16 protein-coding genes are annotated in these 22,001 nt (G+C 69.8%); 7 read left to right on the top strand and 9 right to left on the bottom strand.

Annotated features, from left to right (window positions below; all coding sequences use genetic code 11):
• Positions 1 to 136: 136 nt before the first annotated feature.
• The 3 genes from Q8Q77_RS17495 to Q8Q77_RS17485 all read right to left on the bottom strand — a co-directional run bounded on the left by Q8Q77_RS17495 (position 137) and on the right by Q8Q77_RS17485 (position 1,974).
• Positions 137 to 367 carry an aa3-type cytochrome c oxidase subunit IV gene (locus tag Q8Q77_RS17495; protein WP_305585007.1) on the bottom strand — a complete coding sequence of 77 codons (231 nt, stop codon included), beginning with the start codon at positions 365 to 367 and terminating at the stop codon, positions 137 to 139.
• A 68-nt stretch (positions 368 to 435) separates the two neighbouring features.
• Entirely contained in the window at positions 436 to 1,497 is a 1,062-nt protein-coding gene (locus Q8Q77_RS17490) for an alpha/beta fold hydrolase (RefSeq protein WP_305585005.1), read from the bottom strand.
• Positions 1,498 to 1,974 (bottom strand): PaaI family thioesterase, encoded by a 477-nt coding sequence (locus tag Q8Q77_RS17485; protein WP_305585004.1) that lies wholly within the window; start codon positions 1,972 to 1,974, stop codon positions 1,498 to 1,500. It abuts the gene before it with no gap.
• Positions 1,975 to 2,190: 216 nt separating this feature from the next.
• Here Q8Q77_RS17485 and Q8Q77_RS17480 point away from each other — a divergent pair, with 216 nt between their 5' ends.
• The gene (locus Q8Q77_RS17480) at positions 2,191 to 3,624 is read left to right on the top strand and encodes an amidohydrolase (protein WP_305585001.1); all 1,434 of its coding nucleotides are present in this window, start codon (positions 2,191 to 2,193) and stop codon (positions 3,622 to 3,624) included.
• Positions 3,624 to 4,991: an amidohydrolase family protein gene (locus tag Q8Q77_RS17475; RefSeq protein ID WP_305584998.1), complete on the top strand. Its 1,368-nt coding sequence runs from the start codon at positions 3,624 to 3,626 to the stop codon at positions 4,989 to 4,991. The genes Q8Q77_RS17480 and Q8Q77_RS17475 overlap by 1 nt, the downstream gene beginning before the upstream one ends.
• A 4-nt stretch (positions 4,992 to 4,995) precedes the next feature.
• Here Q8Q77_RS17475 and Q8Q77_RS17470 read toward each other — a convergent pair whose 3' ends face one another.
• Positions 4,996 to 7,146, bottom strand: coding sequence for a beta-glucosidase (locus Q8Q77_RS17470; RefSeq protein WP_305584995.1), 2,151 nt, complete (start codon positions 7,144 to 7,146; stop codon positions 4,996 to 4,998).
• A gap of 134 nt (positions 7,147 to 7,280) precedes the next feature.
• Between Q8Q77_RS17470 and Q8Q77_RS17465 the strand changes: the two genes are divergently transcribed.
• Complete coding sequence (locus Q8Q77_RS17465) at positions 7,281 to 8,495, top strand: acyl-CoA dehydrogenase family protein (protein WP_305584993.1); 1,215 nt, start codon at positions 7,281 to 7,283, stop codon at positions 8,493 to 8,495.
• Here Q8Q77_RS17465 and Q8Q77_RS17460 read toward each other — a convergent pair.
• Positions 8,492 to 9,943 carry an amidase gene (locus tag Q8Q77_RS17460; protein WP_305584991.1) on the bottom strand — a complete coding sequence of 484 codons (1,452 nt, stop codon included), beginning with the start codon at positions 9,941 to 9,943 and terminating at the stop codon, positions 8,492 to 8,494. The two genes, Q8Q77_RS17465 and Q8Q77_RS17460, sit on opposite strands and share 4 nt — an antisense overlap.
• Before the next feature lie 97 nt (positions 9,944 to 10,040).
• On the opposite strand from Q8Q77_RS17460, the gene Q8Q77_RS17455 reads away from it, so the two are divergent.
• Positions 10,041 to 10,871, top strand: a complete 831-nt coding sequence (locus tag Q8Q77_RS17455; RefSeq protein WP_305584989.1) for an AraC family transcriptional regulator — start codon at positions 10,041 to 10,043, stop codon at positions 10,869 to 10,871.
• A 190-nt stretch (positions 10,872 to 11,061) separates the two neighbouring features.
• Here Q8Q77_RS17455 and Q8Q77_RS17450 read toward each other — a convergent pair whose 3' ends face one another.
• Positions 11,062 to 12,852, bottom strand: a complete 1,791-nt coding sequence (locus Q8Q77_RS17450; RefSeq protein WP_305584987.1) for a M3 family oligoendopeptidase — start codon at positions 12,850 to 12,852, stop codon at positions 11,062 to 11,064.
• A gap of 33 nt (positions 12,853 to 12,885) precedes the next feature.
• A complete protein-coding gene (locus Q8Q77_RS17445; RefSeq protein ID WP_305584986.1) occupies positions 12,886 to 13,851 on the bottom strand; it encodes an alpha/beta hydrolase in 966 nt (321 codons plus the stop codon).
• 120 nt (positions 13,852 to 13,971) lie between these two features.
• Between Q8Q77_RS17445 and fdhD the strand changes: the two genes are divergently transcribed.
• A complete protein-coding gene (gene fdhD, locus Q8Q77_RS17440) occupies positions 13,972 to 14,793 on the top strand; it encodes a formate dehydrogenase accessory sulfurtransferase FdhD (RefSeq protein WP_305584984.1) in 822 nt (273 codons plus the stop codon).
• 8 nt (positions 14,794 to 14,801) lie between these two features.
• Positions 14,802 to 17,102: an FdhF/YdeP family oxidoreductase gene (locus Q8Q77_RS17435; protein WP_305584983.1), complete on the top strand. Its 2,301-nt coding sequence runs from the start codon at positions 14,802 to 14,804 to the stop codon at positions 17,100 to 17,102.
• 3 nt (positions 17,103 to 17,105) lie between these two features.
• Here Q8Q77_RS17435 and Q8Q77_RS17430 read toward each other — a convergent pair whose 3' ends face one another.
• On the bottom strand, positions 17,106 to 19,235 hold the full coding sequence (locus Q8Q77_RS17430) for a PQQ-dependent dehydrogenase, methanol/ethanol family (RefSeq protein ID WP_305584980.1): 2,130 nt from the start codon (positions 19,233 to 19,235) through the stop codon (positions 17,106 to 17,108).
• 82 nt (positions 19,236 to 19,317) lie between these two features.
• A complete protein-coding gene (locus Q8Q77_RS17425; RefSeq protein WP_305584979.1) occupies positions 19,318 to 20,034 on the bottom strand; it encodes a metal-dependent hydrolase in 717 nt (238 codons plus the stop codon).
• 240 nt (positions 20,035 to 20,274) lie between these two features.
• On the opposite strand from Q8Q77_RS17425, the gene Q8Q77_RS17420 reads away from it, so the two are divergent.
• Positions 20,275 to 21,774, top strand: coding sequence for a sigma-54 dependent transcriptional regulator (locus Q8Q77_RS17420; RefSeq protein ID WP_305584977.1), 1,500 nt, complete (start codon positions 20,275 to 20,277; stop codon positions 21,772 to 21,774).
• Positions 21,775 to 22,001: the final 227 nt, after the last annotated feature.

Genomic DNA, 22,001 nt, shown 5'->3' with positions numbered 1-22,001 from the left:
TGCGACCGCCCGGCACGAACGGCTCGATCCGCGCCCACTGATCGTCCCGAAGAACCTCGCCTTCCAACACACCCTCCAAAGAGAAGCGTTGAATCAGAACAGCGCCAGTCAGGGAATCCTAAATCGTCACTACCGCCTAGTGCTCGGGCGAGCCGTGCTCGCGCATCACCAGGAAGCCGCCGACGCTGACGATCAGGCCGACCGCGAAGCTGGCGACGAAGCCTGTGTCGGTGCAGAACCACAGGGTGATGGTGATGAGCAGGGCGGCAAGCGCGAGCGAGCCCCACTTCGCCATGCTGACGAAGACATGGTAGGTCGAGGTCTGTTCCTGGATATCCATGTCGCCGCGGTGATGGTCGGAAGCCATGGCGGGGCCGTCTCTCTTCTCGAAGTAAAACCAGTTGAGGCCGGGACTACACGAACCGGCCGTCGGGCTCAAGCCGGCCACACCGCGAGCATTGCGCGCAGGGCGGCCACCAAGGCCAGCGGTTGGTCGACCATGATGTGGTGGGCCGAATCGGGGATGGCGATCTCGACGATGTCGTCCGGCAGCGGGCTGGGCTGGGCCTCCGCGCGGCGGCTCATCACCACTGAGCGTTCGCCGTAGATGTGGGCCATGGGGACCACCACCTTCGGCTTGCCCTCGGACGTCATGCCCATCATCCCGCTGCGGTCGAGCTTGTTCCACATGTTCGGGTCGAACCGCCAGGTCCAGCCCTCGCCCGATCCGTCCTCAAGCGGCGCGCGCTTCAGCGATCGCCGCGCGATGAAGTCGGCCACGAACAGGTTGCCGGCCACCTGAGGCGGCATGAAGCGGAAACGCGCGAGCGCGGCCTCGATGGTCGGATAGACCCGGCTGGCGCGGTCGGCGGTGGGGATGTTGCGAATCTGCTGGCGCTGCGCCTCCAGCATCCGCTTGCCCTCCGGCGAGTCCGGCGGCGGACCGCCGAAGCCGACGTCGACCAGGATCGCCGCGTGCATGCGTTCGGGATGCTTGGCCGCGGCGAAGAACACCTGCGAGCCGCCGAACGAGTGGCCGACATAGACCGGCTTGCGACCGCCCTTGTACAGGCCGGCGGCGCGGGCGCAGGCCTCCGCGTCCTCGGCGAAATCGTCGAAGGCGTAGCTGTCGCGCCAGTCCGACGCACCCATGCCGGCTAGCGACATCGATGCTACCCGGTATTCGGTCGCCAGCAGCGGGGCGATGAAGCTCCACCATTCGGCGTGGGCCGAATTGCCGTGCGCCAGCAGCAGGCCGGGCTTGCCGACCTCGCCCCAGGTCAAGAGCTCGATCTTCGTCCCCAGCGACTCCACGAACATCCGTTCCGGTTCCAGGGCGATGGCGTCCTGGAACCACTTGGGCGCGTCGGGCTCCTGGCCGCGGAACGGCGCCAGCGGCGCCTGGACCTCGGGCGGCAGGGCGCCGGGCTCGGAATGTATCGGGCGGTCGTCGTAGCCGACGGGCGCGCCCTCCTTGATCGCCGGATCCAGAGCCATCTACGCCACCCCTCGCACTTCCCGCTCGCCCGGCTTGCGCACGATGGAGCGGATCCCCTTGTAGACGCCCGTACCGGTGATCAGGGTGCGTTCGCCGCACCAGATCCGGCCGCGGACGGTGAAAACGTCGTCCTGCTCGGCGATGATGTCGCTGGTCCCCTCCACCCAGTCGCCCATGTGGGCGCCGGAGAGGAAGTCGGTGGTCAGCCGCACCGTCACCCAGCCGATCTCCCGCTGGTTGGAGATCACCCGGCCCCAGGCCATATCGGCGAAGCTCATCAGCATGCCGCCATGGCAGTTGTTCATGCCGTTGGCGTGATGTTCCTCGACGCGGAAGGCCATGGTCTCGCCATTCGCGGCCTCGTCGCGCTTGGAATAGAATGGACCGACCGTGCGGCCGAACCCGCGCTGCCAGAGATTGATCACATAGCCGTCGGGAACGACGGCGGCCTGCTCTTCGGTCAGATCGTCGGACATGGCGCAAGCTGACTAACGCTCGTTTGAAAAATGGCAAGCGGCGAAAGGGCGCGTGGCAGATGAGTGCTGCGGACCATGCTGACCCTTACGGCGCCGCTGGCGCGCGCCCGTGCCTCGGTAGCTTCAAAATTGCGCAAAATAATCCTCCGGATCGGCTTGTTTCCGGCAAGCATCGTGGTGTCTTATCGCCGGTAATAGACTGTGGGGATATCCGGGATGAGACGAGTTTGGACGGCGGTCGCGCTGATCGCTGCCACGGCCGTGGGCGGGTGCGCCACGGGCGCGACATCGGCCAAGAAGCCCGCCGGGGAGAGCGCCAAGGCCAAGCCCCTGCCGAAAGGCCTGGACGCCGCCAACAACGGCGACCCCTACGTCTCCACCTACCGCGCTCTGCCCTCGCGCCCGACCGCCCTGGTTGGCGCCAGCGTCTTCACCGGCGCCGGCGGCCTGATCGAGGGCGGCACGGTGCTGATCCGCGACGGCAAGATCGAGGCGGTCGGCGCAGGCCTGCCCGCCCCCTCCGGCTATGAGGTCGTCGACGCGCGGGGCAAGTATGTGACGCCGGGCCTGATCGACACCCACTCCCACCTGGGGGTCTACCCCTCCCCGTCGGTTCCGGCCCACTCGGACGGCAACGAACTGACTGATCCCAACACCGCCGGGGTCTGGGCCGAGCACTCGGTCTGGCCGCAGGACCCGGGCTTCAACCTGGCCCGCGCCGGGGGCGTGACCACGATCCTGGTGCTGCCGGGCTCCGGCAACCTGATCGGCGGCCGCTCCGTCACCCTGCGCAACGTGCCCGCCCGCACGGTCCAGGACATGAAATATCCCGGCGCGCCCTACGGCCTGAAGATGGCCTGCGGCGAGAACCCCAAGCGGGTCTATGGCGGCCGCACCCGCGCGCCGTCGACACGGATGGGCAATGTGGCCGGCTACCGCACCGCCTGGATCAACGCCGCCGACTACGCCCGCAAGTGGGACGACTACCGCGTCAAGGCCGAGCGCGGGGAAAAGGCCGACGCCCCCAAGCGCGATCTGCAGCTCGAGACCCTGGTGGGCGTGCTGAAGGGCGAGATCCTGGTGGAGAACCACTGCTACCGGGCCGACGAGATGGTCCAGATGATCGGGGTCGCCCACGAGTTCGGCTACAAGATCACCGCCTTCCACCACGCCTCGGAGGCCTACAAGATCGCCGACATCCTGGCCAAGAACGACATCTGCACGGCCACCTGGGCCAACTGGTGGGGTTCGAAGCTGGAGGCCTGGGACGGCATCGAGGCCAATGCGGCCCTGGTCCACGCCGCCGGCGGCTGCGCGATCATCAAGTCCGACGACCCCGACGTCATCCAGCGCCTGAACCAGGAAGCCGCTGAGGCGCTCGCCGCCGGCCGCGCCGGAGGCCTCACGATCAGCGAGGCCGAGGCGATGAAGTGGATCACCTCCAATCCGGCCAAGGCGCTCGGCCTCAAGGACACCGGCGCCCTGGAGCCCGGCAAGCGGGCCGACGTGGTGCTGTGGGACAAGAACCCCTTCTCGATCTACGCCCGCGCCGAGCGGGTCTATCTGGACGGCGGCGTTGCCTACGACCGCAAGGATCCGCGCTTTCAGGCCAAGTCCGACTTCGAACTCGGCCAGGGAGCCAACCGCTGATGCGTACCCTATCCATCAGCCTCGCGGCCCTGACCCTCGCCGCCTTCGCCACGCCGGGCCTGGCCCAGAACCTGGCGATCACCAACGCCCGGATCCTCACCGCCGGTCCGGCGGGTGAGATCGCCAGCGGGACTATCCTGGTCGTGAACGGCAAGATCACCGCCGTGGCCGGCGCGGATCGGGCGCTGTCCATTGCGTCGGGCGTTCCGATCATCGACGCGAAAGGCGCCACGGTGACACCCGGCCTGGTGGCCGCCAACACCCTGCTGGGCGCCGTCGAGGTCCGCTCGCTGGGCGACGACCTGACCGTCGACAATCCCGACATCGGGGCCTCGTTCGACGTCCAGTACGCGCTCAATCCGGAATCTACCCTGATCCCGGTCGCGCGGCTCGCGGGCATCACGCGGGCCATCGTCATGCCGATCCCGGCGCGCGGCGGCGGCGGCGGCGAACACGCCGACGACGGCGGCGAGGCCGATCAGTACACCGCTGGCGGCGACGGCGGCTCCAAGTCCCACGCGCTGTTCTCCGGCCAGGCTGCGGTGATCCACCTGGCCGAGGGACCCGACATCCTGGTCAAGCCGAAGGTGGGAATGGTGGTGCCGTTTGGCGACGGCGGGGCCAATGTGGCCGGCGGCGCGCGCGGGGCCGAGATCGTGGCGCTGAAGGCCGCCTTCCGCGATGTGCGCGACTACATGCGCGACAAGGCCGCCTACGACCGGGCCGGCGTCCGCGACCTGGCCCTGTCCAAGGCCGACCTGGAGGCCCTGATTCCCGTCGTCCAGGGCCGCATGCCGATCATCGCCTCGGTCCACAAGCTGGCCGACATCCGCGCCGTGCTGCGGTTCGCCCGCGAGGAAGGCGTCAAGCTGATCCTCAACGGCGCCGAGGAGGGCTGGAAGGCCGCAGCTGAGATCGCCGCGGCCGGGGTTCCGGTGCTGGTCGACCCGCTGACTGATCGACCCGACAGCTTCGAGCTGCTGGCCGCCACCCTGGAGAACGCCGCCCGGCTGCAGGCCGCCGGCGTCACGGTGGCCATCGAAGGGACCGGCGGCGCTCACCGGGTTCGCGAGATGCGTTACAACGCGGGCAACGCCGTGGCCTATGGCATGCCCTATTCGGCGGCCCTGGCGGCGGTGACCCTCAATCCGGCGAAGATCTTCGGGGTGTCGGACACCATCGGCTCCATCGAGCCCGGCAAGGACGCCGACCTGGTGATCTGGACCGGCGACCCCTTCGAGCCGCTGTCCCAGGCGAGCGCGGTATTCATCAAGGGCCGGAGCCAGCCGATGACCTCGCGCCAGACCGAACTGCGGGATCGGTACAAGACGCTGAACGGCCCTTATCCGGTGGCGTATCCGAAGTAGGCGGTCAGGGCTTCAGCGTCCGCGCCGCCAGTATGGCCTCGCCGCGCAGTATGGGCGTCTCGGCCGAGGTGGCGATCTCGACCCCGATCGGGCCCGCCGCGATCCGCCAGCCCGGCAGGCTGGTCTCGTAGCTGGCCAGGAAGCGCGGATCGGCGACCACCGTCACCCGCCGCGTCTCGCCGGGCTCAAGCGCCACGCGGACCCAGCCGATCAACCGCGGGCCACCGGCCACGGTCGCATAGACCTGCGGCGTGTCGATCCCGGCGCGGTCGCCTGTATTGGTGACCTCGAAGCTCACCGTCAGGGTCTCGCCGCCCTCGACCGAGAGGCCCGAATAGCCGAAAGCCGTATAGGAGAGGCCGAAGCCGAACGGGAACGCCGTCGGCTTGCCGGCCCGGGCGAACCAGCGGTAGCCGACGTCGGCGCCCTCGGGATGTTCCACCGAGAACCGGCCCTTGTGCTGCTGCACGCCGGGGAAAGAGGTGGGGATGGTTTTTCCCTCCACCGGCGGGCCGAAGATCATGCCGGGGATCTGCGGCCGGACCAGGTCGTCGGTCGAGCGCGGGAAGCTGATCGGCAGGCGGCCCGACGGGTTCACCGCGCCAGCCAGGATGTGGGCGATGGCCTCGCCGCCGCGCACGCCGGGATACCAGGCCTGCAGCAGGGCGGCGACCTCGCCCAGCCAGGGGGTCAGGACCGGGGTCCCGGTTTCCAGCACCACCACCGTCTTCGGATTGGCCTTGGCCACGGCGACGATGAGGGCGTCCTGGTCGCCGGGCAGGGAGAGGGTCGGCAGGTCCTCAGCCTCGGTGCACCACTGGTCGGCGAAGACGATGGCGACATCGGCGTCGCGTGCGGCCTCCGCCGCCGTCTCGGGATCGGTCCCCGAGTCATAGGTCACGGCGACATTGCCCAGCAGGCGGCGCAAGGCCGTCACCGGCGATGACGGATGGTAGGTTATCCGCGAGAAAGCCGAGGACGGACCCATGGTCACCGGGATCTCCAGCCCCTGTTCGCCGGGGGCGATCACCTGGGACGAGCCGCCGCCGGAGAGCACGCCCACATCGGCGTGGGCTCCGATCACCGCCACCTTACGCACGCCCGAGAGCGGCAGGACGCCAGCGTTTTTCAGGAGCACGATCCCGGCCTCCGCGGCGGCCTGGGCCACCTGGGCGTTGGCCGCATAGTCGGTCTCGCGCCGTTCGGCCGGACGGTCGAAGACGCCGTGGGAGATCATGCTGCGCAGGATGCGGTGGACCATGTTGGAGAGGCGCTCGAACGGAACCTCGCCCTGCTCGACGGCCTCCTTCAGCAGGGCTCCGAAATAGACCTGCTTGTCGAGCTGCTCGCCGCTCTCCTGGTCCATGCCAGCCAGGGCGGCCTTGGCCGTGGTGTGGACCGCGCCCCAGTCGCTCATGACCCAGCCGAGGTAGCCCCAGTCGGCCTTCAGCACCTTGTTCAGCAGGAAGTCGTTCTCACCGGCCCACTCGCCGTTGACCCGGTTGTAGGCGCACATGACCGAGCCGGGATCGCCGCGCTCGATGGCGATCTGGAACGCCAGCAGGTCGCTCTCGCGCAGGGGCGCCTCGTCGATGCGGGCGTCGACCACGTGGCGGCAGGTCTCCTGGTCGTTCAGCGCGAAGTGCTTCAGCGTGCAGACGATGTCGTTGGACTGGGCGCCGCGGATCGCCTCGCCGGCCAGGACCCCGGCGAGCAGCGGATCTTCGCCCAGATACTCGAAATTGCGCCCGCAGCGCGGCTCGCGGGTCAGGTTCGCGCCCCCGCCCAGCAGGACGTTGAAGCCCTTGTCGCGGGCCTCGGACCCGACCATGGCGCCGGCGGCGTAGGCCAGCTCCGGGTCCCAGGTCGAAGCCAGAGACAGGCCCGACGGCAGGCCGGTGGCTCCGTCGCCCTTGCGGACCTTGCGGGGATTGGCGACGCCCAGGCTGGCGTCGGTCTCGTTGAGCGGCGGGATGCCCAGCCTTTCGACACCGGGGATATAGCCCGCCCCCATGGCAGTATCGGCGGGGGGCCTCTCCAGCAGGGCCGGCATTGGGCCGTGCACCAGGGAGATCATCTCGTCGAGAGAGAGCTCCGCGATCAGCAGCTCGGCCCGCGCGTCGGGCGACAGGGCCTTGTTCATCCAGGGCTGCACGGGGTCGTCTCTCCTCAAACGCGACTGCGCCGGACGCTAGCCAGTTTGGGCGTCGAGGTCGACACGGCCGCGAGGACTAGCCTGCCCGTCCGTCACCTGTTCAAAATGTCTCCAAAGCCGACGGGGAGACGCCGATGCATGTGGCCTGGAGCCCGGAAGACCTCGCGTTCCGCGACGAGGTCCGCGCCTTTCTCGACGCCGAGCTGACCCCGGCGATGCGGCGCGAGACCCAGCTGATGACCAGCGTCTACGCCCCGCACGAGCTTTCCATGTCCTGGCAGGCGATCCTGCACGCCCGCGGCTGGGCGGCGCCGGCCTGGCCCGTCGAACACGGCGGCTGCGGCTGGACCGCGGCCCAGCGCTACATCTTCGCCAGCGAAATGGCGGCGGCCGGCGCCCCACCCCTGTCGCCCATGGGCATCGGCATGTGCGGGCCGGTGCTGATCGGCCACGGCACGCCTGAGCAGAAGGCCTTCTACCTGCCGCGCATGCTGACCGGCGAGCATCACTGGTGCCAGGGCTATTCCGAGCCCGGCTCGGGCTCGGACCTCGCCTCCCTGCAGATGGCGGCGGTGGACGACGGCGACCATTTCGTCTGCACCGGCCACAAGCTGTGGACCACCCACGCCAACATCTCCAACTGGATCTTCTGCCTGGTGCGCACCTCCCAGGAACGCATCCCGCAGCAGGGGATCACCTTCCTGCTGATCGACATGGCGACACCGGGGATCGAGGTCCGTCCGATCCTGATGCTGTCGGGCGAGCACATCCAGAACGACGTCTTCTTCACCGAGGTCCGCGTGCCCAAGGCCAATGTCGTGGGCAAGGTCGGCGAGGGTTGGACCGTGGCCAAATACCTGATGGAGTTCGAACGCGGCGGCGGGGTCTCCACGCCAGGCCTCAAGTCGCGACTCGGCCGGGTGCGCGACCTGGCCGACCGGGAGGGCGTGCTGGCCCATCCGGGGTTCGCCTCACGCCTGGCGCAGCTCTCCGTGGAGATCGACGCCCTGGCGGCGGTCGAGCTGCAGATCCTGGCCAATCTCAGCCAGGGCGACGCGCCCGGCGCCAAATCCTCGATGATGAAGACCGTGGGCACCGAGCTCAGCCAGCGGCTGACCGAACTGGCGCTTGAGGCCGCTGGCGACTACGCCGCCGCCTACCAGCCCCACGCCACCGCGCCCGGCGGCCCGACGCCCAACTTCCGCCCGCCCGCCGAGCAGGGCCATGTGGGCCCCGACCACAGCCTGACGGTCGCCTCCAAGTACCTCAACGACCGCGCCGCCTCGATCTATGCCGGGACCAATGAGATCCAGCGCAACATCATCGCCAAGGCGGTGCTGGGGCTCTAACCCCGCCACGGAGTCGGCGGAGGGATGAAGCCGCCGAACTCGCGCGCCATGAGGCCCGCGAAGGCGATGGTGGTGCGGTCTTCCAGGAAGGGCCCGACGATCTGCACGCCGATCGGCAGGCCGCCCGCATCCAGGGCAATGGGCGCGACGGTGGCCGGACTGCCCGCGAGGGTGGCGAGCGTCGCCCACAGAGGCTGGGTCTGGTAGGGAACCGCGGCGCCGTCGATCTCGATCATGCCGGAACCGCCGGCGCCGTTCAGCGGCAGGGCGCCCGTCGGCATGGCCGGGCACAGCACCAGGTCCCAGTCCTTGAAGAGCTCGCGCCACTGGTGGGCGACGCCCATGCGGCGTCGGTCGGCGGCGATCCAGTCGCGGTGGCTGAGCGCTCCGCCGCGGATCGCCGCGGCGGTCATGGGATCGGCGCCCTCGGGCGCGACCGCGGCGCGGGCCTGGGCGTAGGCCGCCTCGGGGGTGTCGGCGCTCATCAGGCCCATCAGAAGTTCGACGAAGGTCGCCGCCGTCTGGACGAGGTCGGGCAGGTGCAGGCTCTGCCGGCCGACCTTGCAGCCCAGGGCCTCCAGCCGCGCGGCGCGTTCGTTCAGGGCGGCGCGAATGGATTGGGCGGTGGGGACCAGGGGGTGCTGGTCCAGGACCAGGACCCGATAGTCCTTGAGCGCGACGTGGCGCGGCGGCGGCAGTCGGAGACGATAGGCGCTCGCCTCGTGTTCGTCGGGCCCGGCGGTGACCTCCAGCGCCAGGGCCAGGTCCTCGGCGCTACGGGCCATGGGACCGAGGACCGCGAGGTCGATCGCCGGCGCCGGGCAGGACACCGGCGTCCCAGGCGGGGCGAAGCCGCGCGAGGGGGTCAGGCCATGGGACGGCTTGTGCGCATAGACCCCGCAGAAGTGGGCGGGGGCCCGCAGCGAGGCGGCCAGGTCCGACCCATATTCCAGCGACACGAAACCGGCGGCCGGGGCCGCGGCCCCGCCGCCGGACGAGCCGCCCGGCGTCCGCGTCAGGTCCCAGGGGTTGCGGCTGACGCCATAGACGGGATTGGCGCTCTGCCAGTCGGCCAGCATTGTGGCGATGTTGGTCTTGCCGATGATGATCGCGCCGGCCGCCTTCAGCCGCGCGACGACCACCGCGTCGTGGAGAACCGGAATGTCCTGGGCGCCCGGAAGGCCCCAGGTGGTGGGCAGGCCCGCGACGTTGAACGCCTCCTTGACCGTCATGGGCAGGCCCAGCAAGGGTCGGGTGTCGCCCGCCGCCAGGGCCGCGTCGGCGGCCTTGGCCGCGAGGCGCGCGCGATCGAAGTCTCGGACGACCACGGCGTTGATCGTCCCGTCCATCGCCTCAATGCGACCCAAGGTGTGGTCCAGCAGCTCCACGGCCGAGACCTGGCGCGCTCGCAGGTTGGCGACGAGGCCGGTGGCGGTGCGATACTCCATGAGGCGGCTTCCTTCGGCTGACGTCGATCGACGATTGCCTAGTCCGGCCCCGCGGCGTGGGCTTGATCGGGATTGCGGGTCGCGGAAGGGTGGCCCCATGTCTCTCACCAACCGGGCGCTCTGGACGATCGACCGCAATCTCGATCGCGAGCTCACCCTGGCGGGGATCGCCCAGGCCTGCGGCGTCTCGCGCCATCACCTGGCCCACACCTTCCGCGAGGTCGCCGGCCGGCCGGTGATGGACTATGTCCGCGCCCGCCGGCTCAGCGACGCGGCCCAGGCCCTGGCTCGGGGCGCGGACGACATCCTCGGCCTGGCCCTGGAGAGCGGTTACGCCTCGCACGAGGCCTTTTCGCGGGCCTTCCGCGCGCAGTTCGACCTGACGCCCGAGGCGGTCCGCCGGCGCGGCGCGACCGACGGCCTCACCCTGGCCACGCCCCTGACCGCGGCGAGCCGCACGGCCCCGCCCCTGCCCGATCCGCGGTTCGAGGCGGCGGGCGAGATCCTGGCGGCGGGACTTTCGCGACGCTGCGCCTTCGAGGATGGGCCGACGATCACCGGCCTGTGGCGACAGTTCGCGCCGCGCTTCGGCGAGGTCGGAAACCGGGTCCAGCCGATCCCCATCGGGGTGGTCGCCGACCCCGATGACGATGGCCTGTTCGACTACATGGCCGCGGCCGAGGTGCGCGACTTCTTCGAGGCCCCGAGCGACCTCGGCCGCCGGCGGATCGCGCCGCGGGACTATGTGGTCTTCGCCCACGCCGACCACGTCTCGACCATCCGCCAGACCTACGGTGCGATCTGGAACGACTGGCTGCCGGACCATGGGCTGAAGCTCGCCGACGCGCCCAGCCTTGAGCGCCACATGCCGACCTTCGATACGCTGACCGGATTCGGGGGTTTGGAGTTGTGGATCCCGCTGGGGTAGCGGGCGGGTCGGCTCAATCTCAAACAAGAGTCAAAGTCCCCCTCAGTCAGCTTCGCTGACAGCTCCCCCAGGAGGGGAGCATCTTGGAGCTCCTAGATCCTCCCCCAGCGCGCAGCGCGATTTGGGGGAGGTGCGCGTCGCCTTCTTCGGCGACGTGACGGAGGGGGTTGAAGCCCCGGACGCCGGCTGCTCAGACCAGGTCGTCGAACTCGTCGACCAGGCGTTCGAGCTGTTTCACGCCCGCCGCCCAGAAGGCCTTTTCGCGGGGGTTGAGGCCGAAGGGCTTCAGGGCCTCGACATAGGTTCGGGTGCCGCCGGCGGCGAGCAGGTCCTCGTAGAGCGGGGCGAAGGCCTTGGGGTCCTCGCGGCGCGTCTCCATCAGCCCGCGCACCAGCAGGTCGCCGAAGGCGTAGGCGTAGACATAGAAGGGCGCGTGCACGAAGTGGCTCACATAGGCCCAGTAGTGCTCGTAGCCGGCGTTGAGCTTCACGGCGGGGCCGAGGCTCTCGGACATGATGTCCAGCCACAGGCCGCTGATGTGCTCGGGCGAGAGCTCGCCTTCAAGCCGCGCGGCGTGGAAGCGGGTCTCGAACCGGTGGAAGGCGATCTGGCGCACCACGGTGTTGAGGCCGTCCTCGATCTTGCCGGCCAGCAGGCCCATCCGCTCTGCCTTGGAGGCGCCGGCCAGCAGGCGTTCGAACACCAGGCCCTCGCCGAAGATCGAAGCGGTCTCGGCCAGGGTCAGCGGGGTGTCGGCCAGCAGGGTGCCCAGCGGGCTGCACAGGGTCTGGTGGACGGCGTGACCCAGCTCGTGGGCCAGGGTCAGCACATCGCGCCGCTCGCCCATATAGTTCATGAACACATAGGGATGGCGGTTGGCGGTAACCGGGTGGGAATAGGCGCCCGACTGCTTGCCGGCGCGGGGGCGCGCGTCGATCCAGGGCTGGGCGAAGAAGGTCGCGGCGGTGTCGGCGAACTTGGGCGCCAGGTCGGAGAAGCTCTCCAGCACCATGCCCTTGGCCTCCTCCCAGCCGTAGGTGCGGGGCTGGGCGGTGTCGAGCGGGGCGTTGCGGTCCCAGTAGTCCAGGGTCTTGCGGCCCATGACCTTGGCCTTGAGCGCATAGTAGCGGTGGCTGATCGAGGGATAGCCCTCGACCACGGCGGCCTCCAGGGCCTCGACCGCGTCGGCGTCGACCTCGTTGGCGATGTGGCGCGAGGCCGCGGGGTCGGGATATTTCCGCCAACGGTCCTCCACCTGCTTCTCGAAGGCCAACGTGTTCATGGCGAGCGCCAGGTTGGGCGTGCGCTCCTCCAGGGCTTTGGCCAAGCCTTGCGCGGCCTGCCTGCGGCGGGCGGCGTCGGGGTCGGAGAGGCGGTTCAGCGCCTCGGGCAGGGTCAGGTTCTCGCGGCCGACCTTGGCGACGAGGCGGGCCAGGGTCTCGTCATAGAGGCGCGTCCAGTTGGCCACGGCGGGACCGCGATCGATCAGGATGCGCTCCAAGTCGGGCGACAGCTCGTGCGGCCGCGACAGCCGCACCCGACGCATCCAGGGCCGCCAGCGGGCGGCGGGCGGATGGGCCTTGAAGGCCATCTCGATCTCATTGTCCTCGAGCTGGTTGAGCTCGAGGGTGAAGAACAGGCTGTCGGCGGCGATCTGCGAGGAGCGCGCGCGCAGGTCGCCCTCGAACTTGGCCCAGGCCGCGTCGTCGCGGGCGACGGAGGCGGCCAGAGAGGCGTAGGCGCCCACACCCCACAGGCCGTTGGTGGCGGTCTCGTACAGGCCGATTCCATGGTCGAGCAGCTCGCCCAGGCGCAGTGCTTCGCCGCGCATGGCCACGAAGCGGCCCTTCAGCTTGATCAGCTCGTCATTGGCCGCCTTGGCCGCGGCGAGGTCGCTCTCGATCCGGGGATCTTCACGGCCGACATACAGGTCGTCGAGCCGCCATTGCGGCAGGGTGTCCAGTTTCACGGGAGCGTTCATGGGCGGACAGATAGCCGCTCCCCGAGCGCGCTCCTAGCGGGGAGCTGACATTAGGCCCTTCCGCTCCAACCAATTGAGCGTGATCGTCGGCCAGGCGGCGACCGGCTTGCCGACCGCAAAGCGCAGGCCAAACCCGTGGCCGCCCTCCTCGAAGACGTGCAGCTCGGCCGGGACCTTCTTCGCGCGCAGGGCGTCGAACAGGGCCAGGGCGTTCTCGACCGGCACGCTCAGGTCGTCGGCGGCGTGGATGATCAGGGTGGGCGGGGCGTCGGTCCGGGCCTGGTCCTCCAGGGAATAGGCGACCGTCCGCTCGGGAGTCGGGGCCTCGCCCAGCAGGTTGCGCCGCGATCCCGCGTGGGCGAAAGGCGGCTTCATGGTGGCCACCGGGTACATCAGCACCGAGAAGTCGGGCCGGGCCGACTGGGCGTCGGCGGCGTCGATCGGGGGATAGACGGCCTTGTCCCAGGCCAGGGTCAGTTCGCCGGCCACATGGCCGCCGGCCGAGAAGCCCATGACACCGAGGCGCCTGGCGTCGACCCCGAAATCCGCGGCGCGGGCGCGGATCAGGCGCATGGCCCGCTGGCTGTCCTGCAGGGCCACCTCGGGCCCGGCCGACCAGCCCTCGTGCGGCAGGCGGTAGGACATGACGAAGACCGTGACGCCATGTTGGGCGAACAGCTCGGCGGCCTCGTAGCCCTCCTTGTCCATCACCACCCAGGCATAGCCGCCGCCGGGCGCCATCAGGATCGCCGCGCCGTTGGGCCTCGCGGGACGGAAGACCACCAGGGTAGGCGTAACCACGCCGCGGATGATGCGGTCCTGGAGCGCGTCCGGCGACTTGCGCCGCTCGACGACCTCCTCCCGGGCCGTGGCGCGCTCACCGCCGGGCGCGGCGCCGGGCCAGATGGCGACCTGCGCGGTGTGCGGACCCGCGGGGCTCGCCGCCCCCAGGGCGACGATGGCGAAGGCGGCAAGGAGCAACTTAGACACCGGTGTCATGAACTCACCGTACCGACTGCGACGCGTCATGCAAGCGTGACCCGAGGGCTTCGCGGGCAGACGCGGCGCCCAGCCTGGGATATTCGTTTCGGATACTGCGAACGCTGCCCGGAGGTCCGAATGGAACGATCCGTCGAGGGAACCAGCCGCCGCCGATCAGGCCGGCAATGGCGGGCGGCGACCGGCGCGGCGATTATCGAGCGCGAGACCCCGACCGAGGCGGCTATCGGAATCTCCTTCGACGGCCGGCCCCACACCGTGCTGATGGCCACGCCGGCCGACATCGCCGACCTGGCCGCCGGATTCACCGTGACCGAGGGCGTCGCCGACTTCGCGGCGATCCTAGGGATCGAGGTCCGCGCCGCCGCCGAGGGCTGGCTGGCCGATGTCCGCCTGGCGCCCGACGGGCGCCGCCGCGCGGCGCGCCCGCGAACCCTGGAAGGCCGCTCGAGCTGCGGGCTGTGCGGGGTCCAGCGCCTGGCCGACGCGGTCCGGCCCCTGCCGAGGGTCGAGACGGACCTGTCGGTCACCGCCCGCGCCGTGCAGCGCGCGACGGCCACCCTGGAGGATCGCCAGCCGCTCGGCCGCGCGACGCGGGCCACCCACGCCGCGGCGTTCGCCGCTCCCAATGGCGACCTATTGCGGGTCCGCGAGGACGTCGGCCGGCACAACGCGCTCGACAAGCTGGCCGGCGCGCTGCTGGCCGATGGGTTCGACCCGTCGGCGGGCTTTGTCGTGGTGACCAGCCGCTGCTCGTTCGAGATGGTCGAGAAGACCGCGCGGATCGGCTGCCCGATGATCGTGGCGGTCTCGGCGCCTACGGACCTGGCCATCCGTAAGGCCGAGGAGGCCGGGGTCAGCCTCGTGGCTCTGGCCCGCGTCGACGGGCACACGGTGTTCAGCCGCGCCGATCGGCTGATCTGCGATCCCGTTCCGGCCTGAGGCGCGTCATGTCCAAGTCCAAGAGTCCTTCAAACTCCAAGATTCGGGGCGTCCGCCGCTATGAGAAGCCCGCCGGCGGCTGGGGCTCGCTGAAGGCTGTGGGCAAGGTCCTGGCCGACCAGCAGACGGTGGTCGAGGGCGGACGCGGGCTGCTGCAGGCCAACCAGCCCGAGGGCTTCGACTGTCCCGGCTGCGCCTGGCCCGATCCCAAGCACACCTCCTCGTTCGAATTCTGTGAGAACGGCGCCAAGGCCGTGGCCTGGGAGGCCACCTCCAAGCGCGCGACGCCGGACCTGTTCGCCGCCCATACGGTGGCGCAGTTGTGGACCTGGAGCGACCACGCCCTGGAGGACGCCGGGCGGCTGACCCACCCCATGGCCTATGACCGCGCCAGCGACCGCTATGCGCCGATCAGCTGGGAGGACGCCTTCGCCCGCGTCGGCGCCGCCCTGCGCGGGCTGGACGACCCCAACCGGGCGGAGTTCTACGCCTCGGGCCGCGCCTCCAATGAGGCGGCCTTCCTGTACCAGCTGCTGGGCCGAAAGTTCGGGACCAACAACTTCCCCGACTGCTCCAACATGTGCCACGAGCCCACCAGCGTCGGGCTGCCGGACTCCATCGGCCTGGGCAAGGGGACGGTGACGCTGGAGGATTTCGACGAGGCCGACCTGATCCTCAGCTTCGGGCACAATCCCGGCACCAACCACCCGCGGATGATGACCACCCTGCGCGACGCCGCCCGCCGCGGCGCGCCGATCCTGGTGTTCAATCCGCTCAAGGAACGCGCCCTGGAGCGGTTTGCCTCGCCCCAGGATCCGGTGGAGATGGCCACCCTGGGGGCGACCGAGATCGCCTCGCGCTACTACCAGCCGACGGTGGGCGGGGACGCGGCCCTGGTCCAGGGCATGATGAAGGCCCTGATCGCGCTCGACGCGGCGGCCGGCGGCGGGGTGCTGGACCACGGCTTCATCGCCGAGCACACCAGCGGGTTCGAGGCGCTGGCCGGCCATCTGGAAGGCCTGACCTGGGATGAGCTCGAGCGCGGGTCGGGCCTGTCGCGTGGCGAGATCGAGGAGGCCGCGGCGATCTACGCCGCCGCTGAGCGCACCATCCTCTGCTACGGCATGGGGCTGACCCAGCACCGCAACGCGTCGTCGACGGTGCAGCAATTGGTCAACCTCCTGCTGCTCAAGGGCAATATCGGCCGGCCGGGCGCCGGGATCTGTCCGCTGCGCGGCCATTCCAACGTCCAGGGCGACCGCACGGTGGGGGTCTGGGAGAAGCCGAGCGAGGCCTTCCTAGGGGCGCTGGAGCGGGTGTTCGCGTTTCAGCCGCCCCGCGCGCACGGCCACACGGTGGTCGACGCCATCGCGGCCCTGGAGCGCGGCGAGGCGAAGGTCTTCGTCGGCCTGGGGGGCAATTTCGCGGTCGCCGCCCCGGACCCGGTGCGTACCTTCGCGGCCATGCAGAAGCTGGACCTGGCCGTCCACATCGCCACCAAGCTCAACCGCACCCACCTGCAGATCGGGGGCGAGGCCCTGCTGCTGCCGTGCCTGGGCCGGACGGAGTTCGACGAACAGGCCAGCGGCCGCCAGGCGGTGACGGTCGAGGACTCCATGTCCATGGTGCACGCTTCGCGCGGTCTGAACCGCCCCGCCTCGCCTGAACTTAAGTCCGAGGTGGCGATCGTGGCGGGGATGGCGCGGGCCACATTCGGCCCCGACGACCCCGTGGACTGGGAAGGGCTCTGCGGCGACTACGACGCCGTCCGCGACCTGATCGAGGCGGTGCTGCCGGAGCTGTTCACCGACTACAATCAGAAGATCCGTGAGCCTGGCGGCTTCCGCCTGCCCGTCCCCTCCTCGGAGCGGATCTGGACGACGCCCAGCGGCAAGGCCAACTTCCTGGTCGCGCGGACTGAGGGCCAGGACCCGCGGCGCGGTGAGGCCGACGTGCTGCTGCTCACCACCCTTCGCAGCCACGACCAGTACAACACCACCATCTACGGATCGGACGACCGCTATCGCGGCGTGTTCGGGCGGCGCGACGTGGTGTTCGTCCATCCCGACGACCTGGCGGCGCGCGGTCTGAGCAGCGGCGATCCCATCGACCTGGCCGCGGCCTTCGACGCCGACGGCTCGCGGGTGGTGCGCGGGTTCACCGCCGTGGCGCGCGACCTGCCGCGCGGCTGCGTCGCGGCCTACTATCCGGAGACCAACATCCTGGTCGCCCTGGACGACCACGACCAGCGCAGCGGCACGCCGGCCTACAAGTCGGCGCCGGTCCGGTTGAGGCCGGCCGGCGCCTGAGGCTCAGGTCTTGGGCGGCGGACCGCCCTTGGCCGGCGCCGCGGCGGGGGTCGCCGCGCCCCTGGCTTCCGTCAGCACATAGGCACGCAGGTCCTCGGCCCCCTTGGCGTCGGTGAAGCGGCTGAAGCTGGCCATGCCGCGCGAGGCCAGGGCCCCGTCGATGACCACCGACTTCCAGCTCTCGGCCGAGAGCAGCATCTGCGAACGCTTGAGATCGGGCAGGAAGGTCCCGGTGGCGTTCGGGCCGTGGCAGACCTGGCAGTTCTGGTGGAACAGGGCGAAGCCGCGCTTGACGTCGCCGACCGAGGTGACGCCGGTCAGGTCGAGGGTCGCGATCTCGGGCCGCACATAGGCCGGAGCCGTGGCCTTGCCGCCCAGCTTGAAGACCATCAGCCGGCCGGGCAGGCGCGGGCGGTCGGGCAGCAGGAAGGGCGCCGAGAGCGCCCCTGCCCCGCCGTAGCCGACCATCAGGGCCACGTACTGCTCGCCGTCGATCTCGTAGGTCGAGGGCGGGGCGATGACGCCGTTGTCGGTCTTGTAGCTCCACAGCTTCTTGCCGTCGGCGGCGCTGTAGGCGGCGAATTCGCCCTGGGCCGCGCCCTGGAAGATCAGGCCTCCGGCCGTCGACAGCACGCCCGCGTTCCAGAAGTGCGGATGCTCGATGGTGAAGCGCGCCTTCTGGGCCACCGGGTCCCACGCGATGAGCTGGCCCTTGACCATGGCCTTGACCGCCGTGAGCATCGCCTTGTCGGTGGGGAGCGCATTGGCCAGGAAGTCGGTGCCGACGTTCCAGCCGCCGGCCCGATAGCTGTAGCCGGCGTCCGGCGTATAGGCGAAGGGCACCACCTGGGCCGGGATATAGACCAGCCCCTCCTTCGGGTTGAAGGCCATGGGGTGCCAGTTGTGGGCCCCGAAGGGCGCGGGGATCTGCAGGGAGGGCGCCTTCTCATAGCGCACGCCCGGATTTTCGATGGGCCGGCCGGTGGCGGGATCGACGCCCGAGGCCCAGGTGATCGGCACGAAGGGCTTGGCGGAGATCAGGGCGCCGGTGGCGCGGTCCAGCACGTAGAAGAAGCCGTTCTTGGGCGCCTGCATCAGCACCTTGCGCGGCGCGCCGTTCACGTTGAGGTCGGCCAGCATGATGTGCTGGGTGGCGGTGTAGTCCCAGCTCTCGCCAGGTGTCGTCTGATAGTGCCAGACGTACTCGCCGGTGTCGGGCTTCAGCGCCAGGATCGAAGACAGGAACAGGTTGTCGCCCTTGCCGTCCGAACGCTTCACGTGGTTCCAGGGCGAGCCGTTGCCGACGCCGGCATAGAGGATGTCCAGCTCGGGGTCGTAGGCCATGGCGTCCCAGACCGTGCCGCCGCCGCCGGTGGCCTTCCAGCCCTCGCCGAACCAAGTGGCCGCGCCCTTCTCCTTCATGACCTTGTCGGAGGCGGCGTTGTCCGGCGCCCCGGTGGGGTTGGGGGTGGTGAAGAAGCGCCAGACCAGCTTGCCGCTGGCCGCGTCATAGGCCGAGAGATAGCCGCGCACGCCGTACTCGCCGCCGCCGTTGCCGATCAGCACCTTGTCCTTGATGACCCGCGGGGCGCCGGTGATCGTGTAGGGCTTGGCGGTGTCGGTGGTCTGGACGCTCCAGGCCTCGGCGCCGGTGCCGGCGTCCAACGCGATCAGCCGCCCGTCCAGGGTCCCGAAATAGACCTTGCCCTTCCAGACGGCGACGCCGCGATTGACCACGTCGCAGCAGGCGTCGAAAGCCTTGTCGCCCTTGACCTTGGGGTCGAAGGACCACTTCAGCGCCCCGGTCTTGGCGTCGAAGGCGTATACCTTGGACCAGGCGGTGGTGGTGTAGAGCACGCCGTCGACCATGATCGGCGTGGCCTCCTGGCCGCGATCGGTGTCGAACTCGTGCATCCAGGCCAGGCCCAGGCCGGCGACGTTGGAGGCGTTGATCTTGTCGAGCGGGCTGTGGCGTTGCTCGTCATAGGTCCGGCCGTAGGAGAGCCACTCGCCGTTGCCGTTCGCCGCGGTGATCCGCGCGCCGTCGACATTCCCGGCCTTGGTCCCGGCCTGGCCGCAGGCGGCGAGTAGGGCCGTGGCGGCGAGCGCCGCGACGAGTTTCAACGTGTGCATGGTCGCCTCCCAGAGGACCGTTCAACCGCGGCCTTTGGGGAACTATGCGCGGAACGCGGCAGCGGGCAAGGGTTCCGCCGGGTCAGGCGGCGGGCTTGTTCCGGTCGACCGCCCAGGCGATCAGCCCGATGACCAGGTAGATGGCGACCGCCGTTGCGCCGAGCCCGGCCGTATCGCCGCCGCCGGGCATGACCATGGCGATGATCTGCACCGCCACCAGAACGGCGACGAACAGCAGGACGGGCCACAGCGCCTGCCCGTTGCGACCGCGCAGCCAGGCCCAGGCGGCGGCCCCGAGCGCGATGAGGCCGATCTCCACGGCCTGTTCGGGCACGGGATAGTTCCAGAGGCCGAACCCGACCTTCTCGCCCCCGAACCACAGTTCGAGGTCGGGCCGGTGGACCACCAGGTCGAGGACCCAATGGGAGAAGACCGCCAGGCCCACGAACACCGCCGCGCGCCAGGGCAGCTTCAGGCCCATCCGCACCAGCACCGCGGCGGCCAGGGACCAGGCGATCACCGCCGGTAGGCTGTGGGTGTAGGGCATGTGGAACAGGTCGAGGCTGGAGCCCGGCAGGCTCTCATCGATGCGCACCTTCTCGACGCCCGCCATGACCAGGCCGCCCCAGCCGATGTCGATCAGCTGCGCCCCGATCACATAGGTCCAGAGCGGCGCGCGCGGCTCGATGGCCTTCGCGGCGAGCGAGGCGGCATAGTGACCGACGAACATGGCGCGTCCCTTCGAGGTGAGGTGCGCATGGTCCAGTTTGGCGACGGGTCTGGCAATGTCCGTCGTCATGACCCAGCTATGCGATTTCGCATGGGCTCGGCTTGCTGAACGGGCGGAGGACACGGCGCAGTCGCGCCATGAAACCACTGGTCATGATCGGCAGCCCCGCGCGGCCCCTGCCGCCCAAGCCGCGTTAACCCCCGACTCAGGACTCCGAAACCCCGCCTTTACCCCGGCCCTGTATCAATCCGGGTCAATACGAGCCTCGTCCATGCAGACGAGCGTCCGATTCAGGTGTGGGTGTTTTCTATGACCAAAACGGTCCTTGTGGTCGACGACGACCCGACTCAGCGACGGCTGATCCAGTCGGTCCTTGAGCGCGACGGATTCGCCGTCGCCCACGCCGAAAGCGGCGAGGCGGCGATCGCGCGCCTGCAGTCGGGCGCCGCGGCCGACATCATCCTGCTGGACCTGGTCATGCCCGGCCTGACCGGCCAGGACACCCTGAAGGAGATGCGCGCGCGCAACTTCGCCCAGCCGGTGATCGTGGTCACCGCCACCGGCGGCATCGACACCGTGGTCCAGGCCATGCAGGCCGGCGCCTGCGACTTCTTCATCAAGCCGGCCAGCCCGGAACGCATCATCGTCTCGATCCGCAACGCGCTCTCCATGGGCGCGCTGAAGGGCGAGGTCGACCGCCTCAAGAAGCACTCCTCCGGCCGCATGACTTTCGCCGACATGGTGGGCGACAGCCCGGCCATGACCATGATCAAGCGCATGGGCGAGCGGGCGGCCAAGTCCTCCATCCCCATCCTGATCACCGGTGAGAGCGGGGTCGGCAAGGAAGTGATCGCGCGCGCCGTGCACGGCTCGTCCGACCGGGCCGGCAAGCCCTTCGTGGCGGTCAACTGCGGCGCCATTCCCGAGAACCTGGTCGAGAGCATCCTGTTCGGCCACGAGAAGGGCAGCTTCACCGGCGCCACCGACAAGCACGTGGGCAAGTTCCAGGAAGCCAACGGCGGCACCCTGTTCCTCGACGAGGTCGGCGAGCTGCCCCTGGACACCCAGGTCAAGCTGCTGCGCGCCCTGCAGGAGAGCGAGATCGACCCGGTCGGCTCCAAACGCTCGATCAAGATCGATGTCCGCATCGTCTCGGCCACCAACCGCGACCCGGCCCAGGCCGTGAAGGACGGGCTGTTCCGCGAGGACCTGTTCTATCGCCTGAACGTCTTCCCCATGGAGGCCCCGGCCCTGCGCGAACGGCGCGAGGACATCCCGGCCCTGGTCGAACACTTCGTCCGCCGCTTCAACGTCGAGGAGGGCAAGACCGTGGTCGGCGTCTCGGCCGAGACCCTGGCCTTCCTCACCGCCTTCGACTGGCCGGGCAATGTCCGCCAGCTGGAGAACGCGGTCTATCGCGCCATCGTGCTGGCCGACGCCCCCTACTTGCAGCCCTACGACTTCCCGGCGATCTCCGGGGTCGCCGCCCCGCCGCCGGAAGCGGTGCAGGCGGTGGTGGGCCAGGGCCCGACCCGGCTGCCGACCGCCGAACAACTGGTGGCCGACATGCCGGCCGACGCCCCGGTGCGCATTCTCGACAATCGCGGCCACCTGCGGACCCTGGAGGAGATCGAACGCGACCTCATCCAGCTCGCCATCGGAATCTATGCCGGCCACATGAGCGAGGTCGCCCGGCGCCTCGGCATCGGCCGATCCACCCTCTACCGAAAGGTCCGCGAACAGGGCCTCGAAGACGTCCTGAAGGGATCAGAAGATGAAACTGACGATTCTGCGACCGCAGCTGCGTGACGAGCGCCTGCGCGAGCTGATCCGCCAGGGTCGGCTCGCGGCGGCGCGCGCCGAGACGGTGCGCGCGGCGCGGGCGCAGTAGATCCTAGATCCTCCCCCAGCGCGCAGCGCGATTTGGGGGAGCAACCGTAGTTAGGCTGGCGCATGTCTCCAGTCTGTGTTGTCGCGGATCATGGCGTTGAGGGTGACGAGGAGCCGTCGCATGCAGGCGGTGAGGGCGAGCTTTG

Origin of the sequence: Phenylobacterium sp., assembly GCF_030698145.1 — a bacterium.
Classification (GTDB): domain Bacteria; phylum Pseudomonadota; class Alphaproteobacteria; order Caulobacterales; family Caulobacteraceae; genus Phenylobacterium.
This window is presented reverse-complemented; position numbering and strand designations above follow the sequence as displayed.

Coding starts and splice junctions, on each gene's coding strand:
- Q8Q77_RS17460 (WP_305584991.1), bottom strand. CDS start 9,943: ATGGAGTATCGCACCGCCACCGGCCTCGTCGCCAACCTGCGAGCGCGC.
- Q8Q77_RS17420 (WP_305584977.1), top strand. CDS start 20,275: ATGACCAAAACGGTCCTTGTGGTCGACGACGACCCGACTCAGCGACGG.
- fdhD (WP_305584984.1), top strand. CDS start 13,972: ATGGAACGATCCGTCGAGGGAACCAGCCGCCGCCGATCAGGCCGGCAA.
- Q8Q77_RS17435 (WP_305584983.1), top strand. CDS start 14,802: ATGTCCAAGTCCAAGAGTCCTTCAAACTCCAAGATTCGGGGCGTCCGC.
- Q8Q77_RS17490 (WP_305585005.1), bottom strand. CDS start 1,497: ATGGCTCTGGATCCGGCGATCAAGGAGGGCGCGCCCGTCGGCTACGAC.
- Q8Q77_RS17480 (WP_305585001.1), top strand. CDS start 2,191: ATGAGACGAGTTTGGACGGCGGTCGCGCTGATCGCTGCCACGGCCGTG.
- Q8Q77_RS17495 (WP_305585007.1), bottom strand. CDS start 367: ATGGCTTCCGACCATCACCGCGGCGACATGGATATCCAGGAACAGACC.
- Q8Q77_RS17450 (WP_305584987.1), bottom strand. CDS start 12,852: ATGAACGCTCCCGTGAAACTGGACACCCTGCCGCAATGGCGGCTCGAC.
- Q8Q77_RS17430 (WP_305584980.1), bottom strand. CDS start 19,235: ATGCACACGTTGAAACTCGTCGCGGCGCTCGCCGCCACGGCCCTACTC.
- Q8Q77_RS17455 (WP_305584989.1), top strand. CDS start 10,041: ATGTCTCTCACCAACCGGGCGCTCTGGACGATCGACCGCAATCTCGAT.
- Q8Q77_RS17465 (WP_305584993.1), top strand. CDS start 7,281: ATGCATGTGGCCTGGAGCCCGGAAGACCTCGCGTTCCGCGACGAGGTC.
- Q8Q77_RS17485 (WP_305585004.1), bottom strand. CDS start 1,974: ATGTCCGACGATCTGACCGAAGAGCAGGCCGCCGTCGTTCCCGACGGC.
- Q8Q77_RS17475 (WP_305584998.1), top strand. CDS start 3,624: ATGCGTACCCTATCCATCAGCCTCGCGGCCCTGACCCTCGCCGCCTTC.
- Q8Q77_RS17425 (WP_305584979.1), bottom strand. CDS start 20,034: ATGACGACGGACATTGCCAGACCCGTCGCCAAACTGGACCATGCGCAC.
- Q8Q77_RS17445 (WP_305584986.1), bottom strand. CDS start 13,851: ATGACACCGGTGTCTAAGTTGCTCCTTGCCGCCTTCGCCATCGTCGCC.